The following is a 19,990-nucleotide window of genomic DNA, read 5'->3' as shown; positions in this document are numbered from 1 at the left end:
AGTTGGTTTAAAAAAATCAAATATAAATTAAATTCACTAAGATCCTAAAAAACTAACGGACTTAACTTTTATAATTCTATTCAAATTCTTTTAAAGTATTAATAATAATTGCAATACACTCATCTAACTGTTCTTTAGTCATTACAAGTGGTGGCGCAAATCTAATAATATTTCCATGAGTAGGTTTTGCTAGCAATCCATTATCTCTTAATCTCAAACATATATTCCATGCCGTCTTACTATCTTCTGTATCATTAATAACAATAGCATTTAAAAGACCTTTACCTCTTACTAGAGTTACCGTGTCTGTAGTCGCAATATATTTATTAATCTCAGCTCTGAAATAGCTACCTAATGCACGAGCATTTTGAATTAACTTTTCATCCTTAACCACTTCTAGAGCAGCCATTGCTACTGCTGCTGCAACTGGATTACCACCAAAGGTAGAACCATGTTGACCAGGCTTAATAACATTCATCACTTCATTATCTGCAAGTACTGCACTTACAGGGTAAGCACCACCAGATAATGCCTTACCTAATATCAACATATCAGGACGTGCATAAGTTGCCTCCTGACGCTCACAATGCGCATCACAACTACAGTCACCACATACCGCCAGTAAACCACCAGTTCTTGCGATACCGGTCTGTATCTCATCTGCTATAAATAAAGCATTATATTTATTACAAAGCTCGCGAGATGCTCTCATGAAATCATCATTAGGAGTAAAAACCCCAGCCTCACCTTGTATAGGCTCTACTAGAAAACCAGCTACATTTTCTTCTTGCAGTGCTTTTTCTAGAGCCGCAGTATCATTGTAAGGTATTTTTATAAATCCAGGTGTATAAGGTCCAAAGTTCTTACGAGCATCTTCGTCATTAGAAAAAGAGATAATTGTAGTCGTACGACCGTGAAAATTATTTTCACATACTATAATTTTTGCAGCATGCTCCTCTACTCCTTTTTTCTCATAAGCCCACTTACGTGCTATTTTTATAGCAGTCTCTACCGCCTCAGCACCAGTATTCATAGGCAACACCTTGTCAAACTTAAAATACTCTGTCATGTATTTTTCATACTGACCTAATTTATCATTATGAAATGCTCTTGATGTAAGCGTTAAAGTTTGCGCCTGCTCATTCATAGCATTTACGATCGCAGGGTGACAGTGTCCCTGATTCACCGCACTATAAGCACTTAAAAAATCATAGTATCGCTTTCCATCCACGTCCCATACATAAACACCTTCTCCCTTTTCTAATACTACAGGTAAGGGATGGTAATTATGCGCTCCATGTTTATCTTCTAGATCTATAAAATGTTGTGCTTTACTTTCTTTATTCATGCTCATTGCAGTGCTATTTTTATCGTTTGCCGCAATTTAATCATTTCGATTACAGAATTAAAATTAAAACATCTAAGAATTTATCAATTTCGCAAGAATCTACCACTAACATAAATGCCTAAAGATTCTATAAAAACAAGGAATTACGTTAATTTTACCGCCTATGTCAAAACGAAGAAGAAGAGCTCAAAAGACCTTTGAAAATGTACCAGTGGTAGATGCAGGTGCAAGAGGTAAAAGTGTAGCAAAAACAGAAGAAGGAGAAGTAATTTTCCTAACAGACGCTGTACCAGGTGATGTGGTAAACATCCAGACTTTTAAGAAAAAGAAATCTTTTTACGAAGGTCGCGTTACAGAATTTATTGAATTAAGTGACAGACGCGCGCAGCCTGTTTGTAAACATTTCAACACCTGTGGTGGTTGTAAATGGCAACACATGACATATGAAAGTCAGTTGTTTTTTAAGCAAAAAGAAGTTGCAGAGAACCTGAGAAGAATAGGCCACCTAGACCTTCCAGAAATGACTCCTATCGCAGGATCTTCTGAGCAATACCACTATCGCAATAAGATGGAATTCAGCTTTTCTGCAAACCGATGGTTGACACTAGAAGAAATTCAGAGTGATGTAGAAATAGAAGATAAAAAAGCGCTAGGTTTTCATATCCCTGGAATGTGGGATAAGATTTTACACCTAGACGAGTGCCATCTACATCCTCAAATAGGAGAAGATATTAGGTTGAGTGTGCACGCTTTCGCGAAAGCGGAAAACATATCCTACTTTAACCCAAGAGAAAAAACAGGAACATTAAGAACATTAATGTTACGCATGTCTTCTACCGGTGAGAACATGGTAGTAATTCAATTTTTTGAAGATAATGAAGCACAGAGAATTGCTTTATTAGATCATTTAAAGGAAAACTTCCCACAAATCACCTCATTGCAATACATTATAAATGAAAAAGCAAACGACACGATTTATGATCAAGATGTGATATGCTATAACGGCCGCGATCATATTTTTGAAGAAATGGAAGGTTTGCAGTTTAAAATTAATGCAAAATCTTTTTATCAAACTAATAGCAAGCAGGCTTATGAGCTGTATAAAATAACTAGAGATTTTGCAGGATTATCTGGAGAAGAACTGGTTTATGACCTTTATACAGGAACAGGAACCATCGCGCAATTTGTTGCTAAAAAAGCAAAACACGTGGTAGGTATAGAAGCTATACCTGTTGCTATAGAAGATGCAAAAACAAATGCTCTACACAACGGTATAGAAAATACAACATTCTTTGCCGGAGATATGAAAGATGTCTTTACTCAAGAATTTATCGACGAGCACGGACAGCCAGATATAGTTATTACAGACCCACCTAGAGATGGTATGCACAAAGATGTGGTAGCACAACTTATTAAACTAAGTGCACAACGCATTGTATATGTAAGCTGCAACAGTGCAACACAAGCACGTGATCTTGCGTTACTAGATGAGAAATACTCTATAGTAAAGGTACAACCTGTAGATATGTTCCCACAGACGCACCACGTAGAAAACGTAGTTTTACTAGAACTTAAAAGCTAGAAAAATCAAATTATGAAAAACATTTTCACAATAATAATCTTGCTCTTTATTACAGTCGCCTGTAAAAAAGAGCAAGTTGAAGTATCTAACGACATAGAAATACTCACCTTTTCTAATGACGACGCATCTACATTTATTGATGAAATTGTAGCCAATGCAGACGGCAAGGTTATCTACATAGACAACTGGGCAACCTGGTGCGCGCCTTGCAAAGCAGAGTTTAAAGAAGCATCACCTGCTTTACATGAAAAATTTAAAGAAGATGTAGAATTTATCTACCTATGCCACGCAAGTAAAGAAGCTACCTATTTACCTTCTATAGAAGAGTATAATATAAAAGGAAAACATTATTTCCTTACAGACCAGCAAGCTTCTATTGTACAACAGCAATTAAACTTAATAGGTTTCCCGACTTATACGATCTATGATAAAAAAGGAAATCAGGTACTATCTGACTATATACACAGACCTAGTCACGGACCTACGTCAGACATTTTAACAAAGTTGATCAATGATGAAGTTGTTGATATGACTAATAGCACTCCATAGTTCTATGAAAAGATTTTTCAGCATTCTTTTAGTCCTACTCGCAGTCATTTTATTTAATGGCTGTGAAAAAGATGATTTATGCACAACAGACCAGGCAGTTACTCCTAGGCTAGTAATTGAATTTAGAGACGTACTTAACCCTCTTAATCTTAAAGCGGTAGATCAAATTCAAGTACAAGAAATAGGCAGTACAGAGCTTGCACCACTAGATAGCAATGATTCTACCACTCTTACAGACGTAGAAACCATTTCTATACCTTTACGTACTGATGGTAATAGAACTAGTTATGACTTTATCTTAACTGAAGACGGCACTATAAATTCTGATAACATAGATTTTAATTACATACTAGAAGAAGAGTATGTGAGTAGAGCTTGTGGTTTTAGAATCATTTATGACAACCTAGTTGCTATTCTTACTCCAGAGACTACCGGCACGCAATGGATCAACAGGACCGTAATTGTAGAAAATAATATAACTAATGATACAGAAGACATACATGTTCAAATACTTCATTAGCATACTAGCCATACTTACTTTTTTTACTAGTAACGCTCAAGGCGAAAACGAGATAGAAAAAGACAGCATCGTTTATAAAAAATCTTATGGGTTGCGTGCTGGTCTAGATCTTGCTAGTTTAATAAGAACCGCACTTGACGATGAGTACACCGGTTTCCAAGTCCTAGCAGATTACCGACTAAGCGACAGACTTTATATTGCTGGAGAGCTAGGTAATGAATCTCTAGACAGAATAAGCGAAAGCGTAGATTATGAAACATCAGGGTCATTCATAAAAGCAGGTGTAGATTATAATTTCTATCAAAACTGGCTGGACATGGATAACATGATTTATGGTGGTGCGAGAATAGGATATGCCACCATGTCACAAACCTTAAACCGATATGATTATAATATAGATAACAACTACTTTCCTGTTTTCACTAACGCTGTAGATCGAGAATTTACAGGTCTGAATATGATCTGGCTAGAAATACAACTAGGTTTAAAAGTTGAAGTGTTGAACAACCTATACATGACAGCAAACTTTCAATTAAAGCGTCAGGTATCAGAAAAAACACCTGATAATTTTGATAATCTCTATGTCCCAGGATATGGTAGAACTTTTGACACTGGAAATATAGGTGTAGGTTATTCTTATGGAATCATGTACAGAATTCCATTTTTCAAAAAGTAAATCACATTTTCAAAGACATAAAAAAAAGCCTTTCCTATTATGGAAAGGCTTTTCTTTTTATATGATAACTTTAAGTTTACTCTTCTTCTAGAGAACCTAACAAGTCATTACCTTGTAGTAAGTTATACCACTGTAATACTTTTTTAATATCACTTGCATAAACGCGATCTTCATCATAATCAGGCAGTACCTCATTAAAATAACTTTCTAGTTCTTTCTTACTTCCCTTGTGATTAATTGCAGGACCATTAGACTCCTTTGTCGCTATCTTTTTAAACACCTCTTTTAAAGGCATTTCTTGAGAATACGTATAAATAGAGATGTCCTTAAGAACACTTACATTATGACTAATTCCAACTATAGAAGTTTTGTTATCTAACAAAGACTCAACTACAAAACCACTTTTTGCTTTACTCTTTAATTGGTATAAACCTGGCTTACCTGTTATGGAAAGTATATTATCTAAATTCATATTTTTCTTTTTTAACGGTGGCAAATATATATAATTACACTTTACCTTAACTATTACTTTAAGATTTCAACATTTCTTTGTGAAATCTGTCTAGAACTACCTTCTTCCCTTAACTTCAGGAAAGCGCATTCTATAATCTACATTAGTTTTTCCTTTTGAGATGTTAGATAATTTACCTTTTATCAATCTCTTTTTAAGACTTGAAATTTTATCTGTAAATAAAACACCTTCTATGTGATCATACTCATGTTGTATAACACGAGCTATTAGTCCGTTATAAGTTTCTGTGTGTTCTTTAAAGTTTTCGTCTAGATAACGTATAACGATCTCTTCCTGACGGAAAACATCTTCCCTAACGTTAGGTATACTTAAACAACCTTCATTAAAAGCCCATTCTTCACCATTTTCCTCAAGGATTTCAGCATTTATAAATGTCTTTTTAAACCCATTTAATTCCTTTGCTTCTTCTGGACTGAGATCTGGGTCTTCAGAAAACGGAGTCGTATCTACTAGAAAAAGTCTAATAGGCATTCCTACTTGTGGCGCAGCAAGACCTACTCCACTCGCGTTATACATAGTTTCCCACATATTGTCTAGAATCTCCTTTATTTGAGGATGTTCTGATGTAATATCTACTGCCTTCTTTCTTAAAACTGGATCGCCATAAGCGACTACTGGTAAAATCATAATAAATGATTAATTGTTAATGCTTTTCAATCATAAAATTAAAAAACTAATTATTTAAAACGGACGATTTCTGTCCATATAACTTTGCAATATGATCGTGGCTGCTATCTCATCCACTAACGCCTTATTTTGGCGTTGTTTCTTTTTAAGCCCACCACTAAGCATAGCTGCATGTGCCATTTTTGAAGTGAAACGCTCGTCTTCACGCTCTATTTTTACATCAGGAAACAGTTCTTGTAATTGAACTGTGTACTTTCTCAACCATGGCCCTAACTCACTATCTGTATAATCCATTTGTTTAGGTTCACCTAAAACTATAGTTTCTACATCTTCCTTTTTAAGGTATTCTTGCAAAAAAGAGGTTAAATCACGTGTAGCAACCGTGGTAAGGCCAGATGCAATAATTTGCATAGGATCTGTCACCGCTATTCCAGTTCTTTTTTTACCGTAATCTATTGCTAGTAATCTTGCCATATATATTGCAAAAATAACCAAATCCATAAGGATGCCCTAATATGCTACCTGCAAAGTATCAATTCAAAGAGCTAGCTATTATATTTGTAAAAAAAAGAACACCATGGATCAATTGAGAAATGTTATAGAAAATGCGTGGGAAGATCGTTCCCTTTTAGAAAACAAAGTAACTAAAAGCGCTATAAGAGAAGTTGTAGACATGCTAGATCGCGGTACATTACGTGTTGCAGAGCCTACAGAAGATGGATGGCAAGTAAATGAATGGGTTAAAAAAGCCGTTGTACTTTACTTTCCTATTCAAAAAATGGAAACTATAGAATGTGCACCATTTGAATATCATGATAAAATACCTCTTAAAACAGGCTATGCAGAAAAAGGAATACGCGTTGTACCTAATGCAGTAGCTAGACATGGAGCTTACATTTCTAAGGGTGTTATCCTCATGCCATCTTATGTAAACATAGGTGCGCATGTAGAAGAAGGCACTATGGTAGATACATGGGCTACCGTAGGTAGTTGTGCTCAAATAGGTAAAAATGTACACTTAAGTGGTGGTGTAGGAATAGGTGGTGTTTTAGAACCTCTACAAGCAGCTCCAGTAATTATAGAAGACGGTGCATTTATAGGCTCTCGTTGTATAGTTGTAGAAGGCGTACACGTAGAAAAAGAAGCTGTTCTAGGTGCAAATGTTGTTCTTACTATGAGTACTAAAATAATAGACGTTACTGGTGATGAGCCTGTAGAGATGAAAGGTCGTGTACCTGCACGTTCTGTTGTGATACCTGGTAGTTATACTAAAAAATTTGCTGCAGGTGAGTTTCAAGTACCTTGTGCTTTAATCATAGGTAGACGTAAAGAAAGCACTAACAAAAAGACCTCATTAAATGATGCTTTACGTGAATATAATGTAGCCGTTTAGTGCATATATTACTCATTCAATATCAAATGCTAGGTGATGTACTTACCAGTACCATTATCGCACAACAGCTCAAGATCACGTATCCTGATGCTCAAATCGATTACCTCATCATCGCACATGCCGATGCTCTAGTGGCACATCACCCAGCTATTGATAATTTGATAAAAGTAACCAAGTCAGATTTTGAGAAAATGAGTTTTATAATCTCGCTTTCGCGAAAGCTGAAACACAAAAAATACGACCTTCTCATAGATGCTTATGGAAAAAATAATAGCGCTGTGCTATCTCTTTTATCTAGAGCAAAACAAAGAATAGGCTATAAAAAGTGGTTCTCTAGACTAGCTTATACAGATGCCGTAAAAAATAATCCAGACACCTCTATTTATAAAACTGGTATCGCACTAGGCAGCCGCATGTTGCTTACCACACCTATAACTAGCGATGTGCAATGGCATTTAAAACCTAAGATATACCTCACACCAGCTGAGAAAAAAGAAGGTGAACAATGGCTTTTAGAGTCTGGAATAGATCTTAAAAAACCACTTACTATGGTGAGTGTTTTAGGAAGTAGTGCAAATAAGACTTTACCATTTACCTCCATGGCAAAGGTGCTCGATAATTTTGTAAACCAGACTGGCTCACAATTACTTTTTAATTACATACCTAGTCAGAAAAAGGATGCGCTAGCTATATATAATGCCTGCTCCATCACTACTCAAAAACACATCTTTATAGATGCATTTGCACCTAGTATTAGAGATTTTCTAAAAGTACTGTCGCACTGCACAAGTATAATAGGTAATGAAGGTGGTGCTATTAATATGGGTAAAGCACTAGATATACCCACGTTTGCTATATTCAGCCCATGGATTAATAAAGCATCATGGAATGTTAGTGAAGATGGTAAAAAACACATCTCTGTACATTTACAAGATTATTTACCAGAACTATATAAAGACTCCTCTCCTAAGAACATGAAGTCTAGAGCCATGGAATTATACCAGCAATTTGATGCCGAGTTGATGTTTCCCGATCTAGCAAAATTTGTTAGAGAGAATTATTAATTAATAATAGTTTTTAAAAACTACTTACTTTCCTTCACAATTCCATAAGGCGTATAATCCTTTTTCTCGCCTCTTGTAGCTTTTCTTATTGCTTTGTTTTTATCAATAGATTCTTGGTTCTTATAACCACGAGCGTGATCTAAGTGTAAACAGATGGCACTATAACGTATTTGCTTTGATTTGATACCTAAATTGAATAATCGCTCACCCAATTCTCTATCCTGACCACCATATTGCATGCGCTCATCAAATCCATTTACTTTTTTAAGATCTACCAGCCAGCCACTAGAATTATGCCCATTCCAACTAGCATTAGTCGGTGTTAGGTTTTCCATAATCTTTGCGGTAACAAATCCTGATGTTAGTTTTTGGTTCTTATAAGATGCAGGTAATCCATTACTTCTTAACCAGTTTGCATTAAAGCATCGTTGAGTAGCGATATCTTCTTCTGTAATATTTTGAGAAAGTTCTAATGGCAATTTATAATAACCGCCAGAAAGAAAATAACCATGCTCACGACGCTCGTAATGAATCTGTAAAAAATCTTCTCTCGCGATACAATCACCGTCAGACATTACTACATACTCTGCATTACAGGCAGATAAAGCTTTATTTAAAATCATACTTTTTTGAAAACCATTATCTTCATGCCATACATGTATGATTTTCTTAGAGCTTTTCTCACTGTATTTTTTTATAAATTCTTTAGTCTCATCATTTGACCCATCGTCTGCAATAACTATTTCAAACTGCCTAAATATTTGATGCTCATAACTCCACAAGGTTTTTTCTAACCATGGAATAGAGTTATATGTACTTATTATTACCGATATAGATGGATCTTTAATCATAAAATGAAAATAGTATTCTGATTTTTTACAAATTTAATCATATAAGATGGGTTATTAAGATAACAAAGTTATTTTTGCTACTGTTTGATTTTTATCTTGTAGATTAGTCACCACATGCCAAAATATCCAATAACAGCCATAATACCTGCTTATAACGAAGCCCACAACATTGTTGAAGTGCTTAAAAGTGTAAGTTTTTGTAACGAAGTCATATTAGTAGACAGTAACAGTACTGATAATACTGTAGAACTGGCACAGCCCTATTTTGATAAATTACTTTCTAGGGAATATATTCACAGTGCTTCTCAAAAGAACTGGGCCATACCGCAAGCAACTAACGAGTGGATTTTACTTGTAGATGCAGACGAAAGGGTCACACCTGCCTTAAAAGAAGAAATCATTAACCTTTTACCTAATCTAGAGACTAACGGTCACACAGGCTACTGGATGGGTAGACGCAATTTCTTTATGGGTAAACAGGTACGTTACAGCGGCTGGAAAAACGATAAAGTAATACGCCTTTTTCAAAAATCTAAATGTAAATACGTTGATAAACACGTACATTCTGAAATAGAAACAAATGGATCTCTAGGCTGGCTAGACAACAAGCTCTTGCATTATAAATATGTAAACATAGATCACCATGTAAATAAACTACAGCGTTATGCTAGTTTACAAGCAAGAGATTTTGATAAAAAAGTAGGCAAGATCACCTTGTTCCATGTGGTGGTTAAACCATTTTGGGGATTTTTTAAACACTACATCATTCAACTAGGTTTTCTAGATGGATTTGTAGGTTTTACCATTGCATACCTAAGAAGTTATGGAATCTTTATGAGATATGTAAAACTATGGCTACTGCGTAGGGGTATAAATTAAGCTAGTAATTTTTCTATCTTACTTTCAGATAACTGATAATGGACGCAAATTTGCTCCCATTGTACTCGATTAAAATCTTGTCCTTTATTCACTTTTTTCAATGCTACAAACTGAGTACCTAAAATAGGAATAGGAACTTCTGGCCTAGAGTTGTTTTGTAATGAGGTTGTCCCATTTAAAATAGCCATTGCTTTAAACCAAAGATCATCTGCCTTAGGAGCTAATTTTGTAAAAAGTTCAACATTTTGAACATCCTTATGCAAGCTACCTGCAGGATATAAAACACAAAAAGCACCTACTGGCATATTATGAGGACTCTGTGCTGGTGGATCTACTACAAAAGGCCATTTACTATAAGAATTTACATGACCATCTAAATAAGTCATTTTACGACACCTGTTTCCTATAACTTGGTCTGGAAATTTAAGATGTTCTTCAAAAATAAGCTTAAGTGTATTTGGTTGATAAATAACATCATCATCACAAGTGATTATAGCCTTATCTGGAAATGCCTCTATGCTATGAATCAATTTTCTATGAGAAAAACCATAAGCAGAATATCGTATCTCAAAAAGATCTCCTTCTAATTTTGCAAGCCTTTTAGGTATTTGATTTTTAAGGTCTTCTTTGAGCCATAAAATAATCTTCTCTGGCAAATACTCTTGTTGCATCATACTGCGTATAGTAATGTGCAATGTTCTCAATCTAGTCGGTATAGAAGTTAAAGACACTATCACAGGTATTCTCTTTTCTGGATTAGTGGCTAGCCTAGACCTCGGTATCAGCACCATCTTTAGACTCGTGCTTATGGACTTAGGAATTTCAGATAACTTCATGATTTAAAAATACCTTTAATTTTCTTCTTCATGCGTTTCTTTCTGTGAAATGCTTCTTGAAACTGCTGTGTATACTTCCACATAGTTTCTATAGTAGTCTGTGGATCTTGCTTAGAAAGTAAAGCGTACTCTGCTCCCATGACTTCATACATCTCTTTTTTAGGAGATAAACGTTCAAAGTTTTTTAATCTATCCTCATATGGGATATCATAAAACTTCATCCTATTCAAATCTACCAAAGAAAACGTATAATTATCTCCTTCTTTTTTTATTAAAGTATTTCCTGGAGAGTGATCTAAAAAATAAATACCGGCTTCATGCATGTCGTACATGAATTTTGAAAATTGCTTTAAGATATTCTCTTTATCCTGTAATTGATCATCATTTATAATCTCGCGATAGGTAAAATCATGATTTGCATAGGCGCTTACATAATAACTTTCATGCAGTCCTAGAGCTGTTAATTGTTCTAGAAAAGCAATAGGCGATGGAGTACCTATACCGTGTTGTTCTAGATACTGTGCATTGTAATAAGATCTAGCGGCCTTAGATTTTCTAAAAAATCGATACGCTATTTTATTAATAAAATTAGGCGTTCTAAAAGACTTTACTACCAGTTTCTCACCTTGGTACGTGACTATTTTAATCTTATTACGATCATCTCCTAACTGTTGAGTAGATTGATGAAATAGATCGAGTATTTCTTGAAACCGCTTTCGCGAAAGCGTGCCACTAACAAATTTTTCTCTACTCATTTTATTTTCCATCTATTTACAGACCGCAAAGAAACGGAAAAAACTATCAAATGAATAGAATTACTTAATATTGCAGTGTACAACTTTATTTATCTCTATGTCTTTAAAATGTTCTCTTGTTACTCCTACGTATAACTGGCCACATGCGCTAGAATTACTACTATTGAGTGTTAAAAGACAAAGTATGTTACCTAACGAGGTCATTATTGCAGACGATGGCTCTACAGTAGCTACACGCGAGCTTATTGAAAAATATCAAAAAGATTTTCCCGTACCGCTTATCCATGTCTGGCATGAAGATCACGGAAATCAAAAGCCTGCTATCATGAATAAGGCTATTGCCAGAGCTACTTATGATTACATTCTAGAGATAGATGGAGATATTATTTTACATAAAGACTTTGTAAAAGACCACCTTTCTATGGCTGAAGAAGGTGTTTACCTATTCGGTAGTCGTGTAAATATTCAGGAAAGCCATTTAGAAAAGTTATTTAAAAACAAACAAATAGATTTTAATTACTTCTCAAAAGGCATCAAAAAACGCAATAGAACATTGCGCATTCCTTTACTAGCAAATAGCGCAAAGAAAGAAACTAAAAGATCTAAAAAATTAAGAGGTTGCAACATGTCCTTTTGGCGCAAAGACTTTATAGCTGTAAATGGTTTTAATGAAGAACTAGTAGGCTGGGGAATCGACGACAGTGAACTTATACAACGCATGATTAACAATGGTGTTTTAGGTAAACGTATCAAACATAAAGGTATCGTATATCACGTATATCACAAAGAGCAAGATAAAAGCCAGGTCCATTTAAATCTAGAAATAGAAAAACAAATGGAAAACTCTGGAAATACTTATGCCCAGAAAGGTGTCGATCAATATCTTTAAACCTTTACCTTTTTTGAACAACTTGTTTGCATCGCAAAGATTGATCTAGAGAACCTCCTTTAAATAATGCGATGAACATTTTTCTTTTTTTGGCACTAAAAATCCCACCTAGGAAAAACTTAATCGTGTAAAAATTAAGCAGTAAACAATAAGCTAAACGACCATGGTGTTTTTTAGTCAAATAAAGTAGCGACAGTTTTTGCTCTATTTTTATGTTGACATTCTTCTCCGTAGACTTACCCTGATAATGAATGTATTGCTGGTTAGGATAATGATATGTCTTCTCTCCTAGTCTTTTCAATAATCTTGTAGATAAATCGCTTTCTTCATAATAAAGAAACAAAGCTGTATCAAAACCTCCCACTGTATCAAAAGAACTGGCTTTTACAAACATAAAACTACCTGGCACATAACCACAGGCCACAGGCTCTGTATATGTTTTTTTACGTTTCGGATATTTAGTAACATTAATCCATTCTAAAAAATCTCTTTTTAATAGCTGTCTAGCAGGTGTAGCAAGATGGTCTAATGACGATATCCTGTCACCATGTTCACTCATCATTTGAGGACCACATATACCAGCATCTGGAGTACTATCCATAAATGCTTTTAAATCATGTAATGTATTCTCTTGAGTAAAAAGAGTATCATTATTTATGAATGCATAATACTTAGATGGTGCGGCAAAGTTAACTCCTAACATATTCCCTGCACCGAAACCTGTATTAACCCTACTGCGATATAACCGTATCTTATCAGACTTTGATAAATCTAGAGAATTTTTAAGTATTTCATAATCCTCATATTTAGATCCATTATCCACGACCACAATTTCATAAGTAACCGTGTCAGTCGTTTTTTCAAGCAACGATTTTATGGCATTTAACGTGTATGACGCGCTATTGTAGTTTACATAAACACAGCTTATATCTAGCATTGATCTTTAAGATTTAGCTTTCAAAGTTAACCGATCATAGTTTAACAAGAAACAATAGAATGAAGTTGACATAAAAAAGCTACTAATACAGCTAGAAAACTTAATTTTGCAAACCATGGGAAGAAGTGATAGAAGTAGAAATAGAAGAGACCAAGTAAGAGGTCGTAAACCTAGTAAGGATAAGCAAATAGAGGTAGAATTACCTCGTGAGGCTATTAACCTAGCTGTAACGGCTCTTAAAAAAGGTCAGACTCTTATTTACCCAACAGACACCATTTATGGTTTGGGCTGTGACGCTAGTAATTATGACGCAGTAGAAAAAATATTTGAAATTAAAGAACGTGATAAATCTAAATCTTTACTAGTTCTAGTAGATAGCTTTCAAATGTTAGAATCTATTATTGAAGATGTACCTGATATGGCTTGGGAGGTTCTTAAGGTGAATAAAAAGCCTCTTACTATCGTATTCGACAGGCCTAAAAACGTAGCAGAAAACGTAGTAGCTCAAGACAACACACTAGCCGTAAGAGTTACTAACGATCCATTGTGTAGGTCTATCATTAAGAAATTACGCAAACCTATCGTTTCTACCAGTGCAAACTTAAGTGGCTCACCTTCTCCAGTTAACTTTACAGATATTCATCCAGATTTAATTGCAAGAGTAGACCATGTAATGGACTTACCTCTTGTTCATAAAAATATCAAACCATCTTCTATTATGAAGATCTCTAGTAATGGAGTTATTAAAATTATACGCGAGTAAGAATGGATCAAAAAACACATTACCCTGAAGCCATTCAAGAAAACGTTTTTAGAACTTTAAGTCAGGCAGCAGAAGAACTAGAATTACCAGCATATGTAATAGGTGGATATGTAAGAGATTTCTTCCTTAAACGCAGTCAGAAAAAAGACATAGATGTAGTAGCCGTAGGAAGCGGTATTACACTAGCTCGCAAAGTAGAAGAACTATTACCACACAGCACCAAAGTAAGTGTCTTTAAAAACTACGGCACCGCCATGGTTAAAACAGACGATCTAGAATTAGAATTTGTAGGTGCAAGAAAAGAAAGTTATGATCGAGGCAGTCGCAATCCTGTTGTAGAAGATGGCACCCTAGAAGATGATCAAAACCGTCGTGATTTTACCATTAACGCAATGGCTTTTTCTCTTAATAGAAAAAACTACGGCGCTTTATTAGATCCTTTTAATGGCATCAATGATCTAGAGAATAAGATTATACGCACACCATTAGATCCTGACATTACTTATAGTGATGACCCATTAAGAATGCTACGCGCTATTAGATTTGCATCTCAATTAGGTTTTAGGATAGAATCTAAATCTTTTGAAAGTATAAAACGCAATGCACATAGAATTGAAATTATATCAAAAGAGCGTATCGTTACAGAGATTAACAAAATCATGTTGTGTAAAGAACCATCATTAGGTTTTCTATTACTTCAAAAGACTGGCTTGCTTAGATTAATAATGCCAGAACTCACTGCCTTAAAAGGTATTGAAGAAGTAGAAGGACAAAAACACAAAGACAACTTCTATCACACACTAGAAGTAGTAGATAACATATCACGCAATACAGAAGACCTGTGGTTGCGCTGGGCAGCACTACTTCATGACATAGGTAAAGCACCTACCAAGAGATTTAGTAAAAAGGTAGGTTGGACTTTTCATGGACACGAGTTCAAGGGAGCAAAAATGGTTTTCCATCTTTTCAAAAGATTAAAAATGCCGTTAAATGATAAGATGAAATTTGTGCAGCAAATGGTGCGCATGTCCTCCCGACCTATAGCCGTTATTGACGAGAGCGCTACAGACAGCGCTGTGAGAAGACTAGTACACGATGCTGGCGAGCATATAGAAGATTTAATGATTCTATGTGAGGCAGATATTACCACTAAAAATCCTAGGCGTTTTAAACAGTATCACGCAAACTTTCAACAGGTGCGCGATAAAATAGTCGAGGTAGAAGAACGCGATCATGTACGCAATTTTCAACCACCAGTTACTGGAGAAGAAATCATGCTAGCCTTTGACCTGAAACCTTGTAAAGAAATAGGAATCATTAAAACCGCTATTAAAGACTCTATCCTCGATGGCGTGATTCCTAACGAGCACGATGCAGCATATCAATTTATGCTCGAAAAAGGAAAAAGCCTGGGTTTAACACTTAAAAAATAAATTTATTTTAAGACCTACAGATTTTTAAATCACTATATTTAAGTGTTTTAAAACTAACAATCATGAAAGCATCAAAAATAGCATCGTTTATAATTTGTTTATTTATTAGTGCTTTCATGTTTGCGCAACACAATTTATTGCAAGATATACCAGTAAAAAAAGATTCGTGCGACGTTAATTTTAAATCCAGTATTACAACTAGTGATTTAGAATTATTTGCAAAATGCATTAGCGATAAGTCTTCTATAGAAGTAGCGCAATCTACACTACTAACAGACCAAATAAATTTTAAAAAACTACCACTTTTATTAGTGAGTGAAGAGTTCCCTACCGTTCAAAATATCAATTCAGATGCTTTCATAGAATTAGGAAATTACAACTCTACTTTCATAAATATGAAAACAAACAACCTTGCTCTTTTTGAAGCAGGTCGTAATTCTATATTAAGTTCTGGTTATAGTAATTATTCTACAGCACCACAGTTTTAATTTGTTGCTACTTTTGTTAAATTGTATCCTTAAAAAAATTTCACAACTACTTACACCCAAATCAACATAGCTTTTCCTTTCTTATAAGTCCATAAGGCAGATTCATCAATCGTTCTATACATAAAACTCATTAAAACAGTAGATTTACAATAACCTAAAAGCTAATCTTGAAAGTTGTTATTTTTTTATTTTTTATTCTGTGTAATTTATCTACGGCACAACAACCTGTATCTATTCATTTAACAGAAAAGGATGGCTTACCAGACAAGGAATTTTATGGTGTTATTGAAGATAGTAAAGGTTTTCTATGGTTTGCAGGTAATAAAGGACTTACCAGGTTTGACGGTGAAAATTACAAGACCTTTTCTCATCCTGAGAAGCGTGGTTTATCTGTTTTTGAAATTCATGTAGATCAGCAAGATCGCATATGGTGCGTCAACATTTCTGGACAGATTTTTTATGTACAAAACGATGAGATGGTGCTCTTTAAAGATTTGCAAAACGATCTTAAAGGAAACTTACCTGAACTTGCTATTTATGATCACCAGCTAGTAGTGAGTTCTTATCTTTTTGTAAGGGTATTTGATTTAAAGACAAACTTTGAAATTAAAGAAATAAAAAACACTAATACAGATATAGCTCTCAAACCTCTTATAACTGAGGATAAAGTAGTATTTACCTATCGCAACGATTTGTATACTCTAGGAAACAACAAACCTCAACTATGGTGCAACCTTCCTAAAGATCTAAAAGCGTTCAACAGAGCTCGTGATGTCATTGATTTAACTACCTACATAGGCAAGGATAGAACCCTAATAATTTATCAAAACAACAATCAAGAAAAATTCATAGAACTCCTGGACCACAATACATGGAAACAAATCTCAGTACCTGATGTGCTGGATGGAGTAAGAATCATCCAAGTCAAAAAAATAGCAGACGACATATGGGTGTGTACATCAAAAGGTGTTTTACTTATGCAATTAATAGATGATGTTCTTATCTATAAAAACACATTGCTAGATGATGTATTCTCTACTGATATTATAAAAGATCGTGATGATAATCACTGGGTCACGACTACTTCTAACGGTATATTTGTGTTGCCTAATATCCATATAGAAACTATAAAATTACCTGAGAACACAGGAGATTCTAGAGTTCTTGAAACAAATGGAAATGAAACACTCTATATAGGAACCTCTACTGGAGCTGCCTTTCAATATGACTTAGAACACAAATCTTTAGAGCAATTAAACATTAATGGGACTAGAGCCGTTAGTGAGATTATTTACGATCCCTATAGAGAACAAAAAAGCTTTCTTCAGGATATTGAAGTTACCACCTTAGGTAAAAACAACTCCATTGTATCAAATCTTATAAATTTTTCCACGGTTAAAAAAGGGCACGTCATTTCTCCTGATAGTATTATGATTGTAAGTTCTAACAGCGCTAACGTTGTCAACTACAAAGCTCAAGAAAGGGACAATAATGAGTATACTATTAATATACTAAAAAGAGGTTACACTTGTTATTATGATCCAATTACCCAAGACAAATATTTTGCCATGATAGATGAATTCCTTAAGATTAATTCTAATGGGAAACGCACACTCTTAAAAGATAAAAATAGAGGCAGTATAATCACTGGATCGATAGATATGGATAATAGAAGCCATTTATGGGCTGCTACATTCAATAATGGTTTATTTGAGTTTAAAAACGATGAGGTAATAAAAAAATGGTCTGAAGAAGATGGGTTGTTATCTAACAATATTAATAAAATCAAAGCCGACGGTGATTTTCTATGGATTACAACAGATAGAGGAATCCAGAGACTATCCTTAAAAAACAACACTTTTAAAAACCTCACAAAACAAGATGGAATACCTTCATATTCCATTAATGATATAAAGATTATAAATAACTATGTTCTCTTTGCCAGTAATGCTGGTGTTTTCAAAATAGACAGAGAACTTACCTTCAAAAACTTTAACCCTATCGAAGTATATTTTACCGCGGTAGAAATTAATAATAAAAAAGTAGCCCTTCAATCCAGCTACCAGTTACCGCAGGAAGAAAGTCAGTTTCAAATCACGTTCAATTCAAATGGTTTGCGCGCTATGACCAGTGGTAATTATGAGTACCGCCTTTCTGGTCTTTTTGAACAATGGAAACGCATACCTAAAGGAACAAATAACATCAACTTTACTACCATACCACAAGGTAATTACACACTGCAATTAAGAGCCGTGGATACTGACGGTAAAACGAGCGATCTTGAAGAAGTAATGTTAGAAGTAACACTGCCTTTTTATAAGGAAAATTGGTTCTGGATCGCAGTAATGTTACTCTCCATTACAGGAATTGTATTTTATTATAGATGGAAATTACGCTTTCGCGAAAGCGAGAAAAACAGACAACTCCTCACTCTACAAAAGGAGAAGGAAATGGTCAACCTCAAACTAGAGAATCTGCGCTCTCAGATGAATCCGCATTTTGTCTTTAACGCACTTAATTCCATTCAAGAATACATTTTGAAAAATCAGCGAGAAATGGCTGGAGATTACCTTGGGAAATTTGCTGATTTAATAAGAACTTACCTGGATCATAGCGTTAAAGGACGCATTACCTTACAAGAGGAAATAGATAGTCTCAACATGTATCTAGAACTGGAGCAATTACGTTTTGAAGAACGCCTGCAGTATACTATCGTCATAAATATGGAAGAACAACCAGATCATTTTCTCATTCCTACGATGTTGATACAGCCCTATGTAGAAAATGCGCTCAAACATGGATTACTTCATATAGAAGGAGAACGTTTATTGACTATTAAATTTACTCAAGATCTAGAACAGCACCGCATTATTTGCACAGTAGATGATAATGGAGTAGGCCGTGAGAAGTCAAAGGAAATTCAATCCAAAAGAATAAAACTTCATAAATCATTTGCTACAAAAGCGACTGATGACCGCATTTCTTTACTCAACTACGTACTAGAGAAAGAGGCTAGCATAGAAACCACCGATAAATTTAATGGCGATAAAGCGACTGGAACGCTAGTTACCATTAAAATACCATATACCACAGAAGAATGAAAGCAATAATCATAGACGACGAGCCTAAAGCAAGAGAAGTTCTTAAAATTTTACTGAAAGATCATTGTCCAGAAGTGACCGAAATTTCTAATGCACCCAATTTACTACAAGGTGTTGAACTTATAAAAAATGAACTACCTGATCTCGTATTTCTAGATATAGAAATGCCACAACATAGCGGTCTAGAAATAACCGAGTTTATAGATAAGAATCATTTTAATTTTGAAATTATCTTCACCACAGCATATAGCGACTATGCGATACAAGCTTTTCAATTAAACGCGATAGATTATTTACTCAAACCACTGCGTCCAGAAAAATTAAAACAAGCGCTCAAAAGAGTGATAGAATTAAGAGGTAAAACTCAACTTACCGAGCGACTTCTTGAATTAAAGAACAGCTTTAAAGAAGCAAATTTTTCTAAAATAGCACTACCCTATTCTGATGGGATTAAGTTTGTAGAATTTGATAATATCATTGCCATAAAAGCAGACGGTATGTATACAGAATTTCATCTAATAGGTAAAGAGAAAATTTTAGTAAGTAAACCTCTCAAGCATTTTACAGATATACTCGACAGCTTAAAGACGTTCTATAAACCACATCGCTCGTACCTCATTAATTTAAGACACATAAAAGAATATGTGCGCAAAGATGGCGGTTACATACTCATGGAAGGCGATCTAGATATACTCATCTCTAAGGATAAAAGAGAAGAGTTTCTCACTATTGTACAGAGTATTTAGTTTTCAGCCTCAGTTTTCGGC

At 34.8% G+C, this 19,990-nt stretch carries 21 protein-coding genes; 13 read left to right on the top strand and 8 right to left on the bottom strand.

Going from position 1 to position 19,990, the window contains the following annotated elements; translation table 11 throughout:
• Positions 1 to 76: 76 nt before the first annotated feature.
• Positions 77 to 1,354: an ornithine--oxo-acid transaminase gene (rocD, locus tag LY01_RS12140; protein WP_104516126.1), complete on the bottom strand. Its 1,278-nt coding sequence runs from the start codon at positions 1,352 to 1,354 to the stop codon at positions 77 to 79.
• A 157-nt stretch (positions 1,355 to 1,511) separates the two neighbouring features.
• On the opposite strand from rocD, the gene rlmD reads away from it, so the two are divergent.
• From rlmD to LY01_RS12120, 4 genes are read left to right on the top strand one after another with little or no spacing between them, the layout of a single operon-like run.
• Entirely contained in the window at positions 1,512 to 2,930 is a 1,419-nt protein-coding gene (gene rlmD, locus LY01_RS12135; RefSeq protein WP_104516125.1) for a 23S rRNA (uracil(1939)-C(5))-methyltransferase RlmD, read from the top strand.
• Positions 2,931 to 2,942: 12 nt separating this feature from the next.
• Positions 2,943 to 3,479: a TlpA family protein disulfide reductase gene (locus LY01_RS12130; protein ID WP_104516124.1), complete on the top strand. Its 537-nt coding sequence runs from the start codon at positions 2,943 to 2,945 to the stop codon at positions 3,477 to 3,479.
• Between the two features lie 4 nt (positions 3,480 to 3,483).
• Positions 3,484 to 3,999 carry a DUF6452 family protein gene (locus LY01_RS12125; protein ID WP_104516123.1) on the top strand — a complete coding sequence of 172 codons (516 nt, stop codon included), beginning with the start codon at positions 3,484 to 3,486 and terminating at the stop codon, positions 3,997 to 3,999.
• Positions 3,962 to 4,675, top strand: a complete 714-nt coding sequence (locus LY01_RS12120) for a DUF6048 family protein (RefSeq protein ID WP_245890720.1) — start codon at positions 3,962 to 3,964, stop codon at positions 4,673 to 4,675. The genes LY01_RS12125 and LY01_RS12120 overlap by 38 nt, the downstream gene beginning before the upstream one ends.
• Before the next feature lie 76 nt (positions 4,676 to 4,751).
• Here the strand turns inward: LY01_RS12120 and LY01_RS12115 are convergent, their stop codons facing one another.
• The 3 genes from LY01_RS12115 to ruvX form a co-directional block, all read right to left on the bottom strand.
• The gene (locus LY01_RS12115; protein ID WP_104516121.1) at positions 4,752 to 5,147 is read right to left on the bottom strand and encodes a DUF5606 family protein; all 396 of its coding nucleotides are present in this window, start codon (positions 5,145 to 5,147) and stop codon (positions 4,752 to 4,754) included.
• 96 nt (positions 5,148 to 5,243) lie between these two features.
• On the bottom strand, positions 5,244 to 5,834 hold the full coding sequence (gene def / locus LY01_RS12110; RefSeq protein WP_104516120.1) for a peptide deformylase: 591 nt from the start codon (positions 5,832 to 5,834) through the stop codon (positions 5,244 to 5,246).
• 54 nt (positions 5,835 to 5,888) lie between these two features.
• Entirely contained in the window at positions 5,889 to 6,308 is a 420-nt protein-coding gene (gene ruvX, locus LY01_RS12105; protein ID WP_104516180.1) for a Holliday junction resolvase RuvX, read from the bottom strand.
• 103 nt (positions 6,309 to 6,411) lie between these two features.
• On the opposite strand from ruvX, the gene LY01_RS12100 reads away from it, so the two are divergent.
• Complete coding sequence (locus LY01_RS12100) at positions 6,412 to 7,227, top strand: 2,3,4,5-tetrahydropyridine-2,6-dicarboxylate N-succinyltransferase (protein WP_104516119.1); 816 nt, start codon at positions 6,412 to 6,414, stop codon at positions 7,225 to 7,227.
• Positions 7,227 to 8,291 (top strand): glycosyltransferase family 9 protein, encoded by a 1,065-nt coding sequence (locus LY01_RS12095; RefSeq protein WP_245890718.1) that lies wholly within the window; start codon positions 7,227 to 7,229, stop codon positions 8,289 to 8,291. The genes LY01_RS12100 and LY01_RS12095 overlap by 1 nt, the downstream gene beginning before the upstream one ends.
• A gap of 20 nt (positions 8,292 to 8,311) precedes the next feature.
• Here LY01_RS12095 and LY01_RS12090 read toward each other — a convergent pair whose 3' ends face one another.
• Positions 8,312 to 9,142, bottom strand: coding sequence for a glycosyltransferase (locus LY01_RS12090; protein ID WP_104516117.1), 831 nt, complete (start codon positions 9,140 to 9,142; stop codon positions 8,312 to 8,314).
• Between the two features lie 114 nt (positions 9,143 to 9,256).
• Between LY01_RS12090 and LY01_RS12085 the strand changes: the two genes are divergently transcribed.
• On the top strand, positions 9,257 to 10,021 hold the full coding sequence (locus LY01_RS12085) for a glycosyltransferase family 2 protein (RefSeq protein WP_104516116.1): 765 nt from the start codon (positions 9,257 to 9,259) through the stop codon (positions 10,019 to 10,021).
• Here LY01_RS12085 and LY01_RS12080 read toward each other — a convergent pair.
• Entirely contained in the window at positions 10,018 to 10,857 is an 840-nt protein-coding gene (locus LY01_RS12080; RefSeq protein ID WP_245890716.1) for a glycosyltransferase family A protein, read from the bottom strand. The two genes, LY01_RS12085 and LY01_RS12080, sit on opposite strands and share 4 nt — an antisense overlap.
• Positions 10,854 to 11,612 (bottom strand): lipopolysaccharide kinase InaA family protein, encoded by a 759-nt coding sequence (locus LY01_RS12075; RefSeq protein ID WP_104516179.1) that lies wholly within the window; start codon positions 11,610 to 11,612, stop codon positions 10,854 to 10,856. Before LY01_RS12075 ends, LY01_RS12080 begins: the two co-directional genes overlap by 4 nt.
• A gap of 97 nt (positions 11,613 to 11,709) precedes the next feature.
• Here LY01_RS12075 and LY01_RS12070 point away from each other — a divergent pair, with 97 nt between their 5' ends.
• Positions 11,710 to 12,501 (top strand): glycosyltransferase family 2 protein, encoded by a 792-nt coding sequence (locus LY01_RS12070; protein ID WP_104516114.1) that lies wholly within the window; start codon positions 11,710 to 11,712, stop codon positions 12,499 to 12,501.
• A 4-nt stretch (positions 12,502 to 12,505) separates the two neighbouring features.
• Here the strand turns inward: LY01_RS12070 and LY01_RS12065 are convergent, their stop codons facing one another.
• Positions 12,506 to 13,438: a glycosyltransferase gene (locus LY01_RS12065; protein WP_104516113.1), complete on the bottom strand. Its 933-nt coding sequence runs from the start codon at positions 13,436 to 13,438 to the stop codon at positions 12,506 to 12,508.
• 115 nt (positions 13,439 to 13,553) lie between these two features.
• Between LY01_RS12065 and LY01_RS12060 the strand changes: the two genes are divergently transcribed.
• The 5 genes from LY01_RS12060 (at position 13,554) to LY01_RS12040 (ending at position 19,969) form a co-directional block, all read left to right on the top strand.
• Positions 13,554 to 14,201 (top strand): L-threonylcarbamoyladenylate synthase, encoded by a 648-nt coding sequence (locus LY01_RS12060; RefSeq protein ID WP_245890715.1) that lies wholly within the window; start codon positions 13,554 to 13,556, stop codon positions 14,199 to 14,201.
• Between the two features lie 2 nt (positions 14,202 to 14,203).
• Positions 14,204 to 15,634: a CCA tRNA nucleotidyltransferase gene (locus LY01_RS12055; RefSeq protein WP_104516111.1), complete on the top strand. Its 1,431-nt coding sequence runs from the start codon at positions 14,204 to 14,206 to the stop codon at positions 15,632 to 15,634.
• A 62-nt stretch (positions 15,635 to 15,696) separates the two neighbouring features.
• A complete protein-coding gene (locus LY01_RS12050; RefSeq protein WP_146080429.1) occupies positions 15,697 to 16,122 on the top strand; it encodes a hypothetical protein in 426 nt (141 codons plus the stop codon).
• Positions 16,123 to 16,289: 167 nt separating this feature from the next.
• Entirely contained in the window at positions 16,290 to 19,223 is a 2,934-nt protein-coding gene (locus tag LY01_RS12045) for a sensor histidine kinase (protein WP_104516109.1), read from the top strand.
• A complete protein-coding gene (locus LY01_RS12040) occupies positions 19,220 to 19,969 on the top strand; it encodes a LytR/AlgR family response regulator transcription factor (protein WP_104516108.1) in 750 nt (249 codons plus the stop codon). The genes LY01_RS12045 and LY01_RS12040 overlap by 4 nt, the downstream gene beginning before the upstream one ends.
• Positions 19,970 to 19,990: the final 21 nt, after the last annotated feature.

The organism is Nonlabens xylanidelens (assembly GCF_002934445.1).
GTDB classification, from domain to species: domain Bacteria; phylum Bacteroidota; class Bacteroidia; order Flavobacteriales; family Flavobacteriaceae; genus Nonlabens; species Nonlabens xylanidelens.
This window is presented reverse-complemented; position numbering and strand designations above follow the sequence as displayed.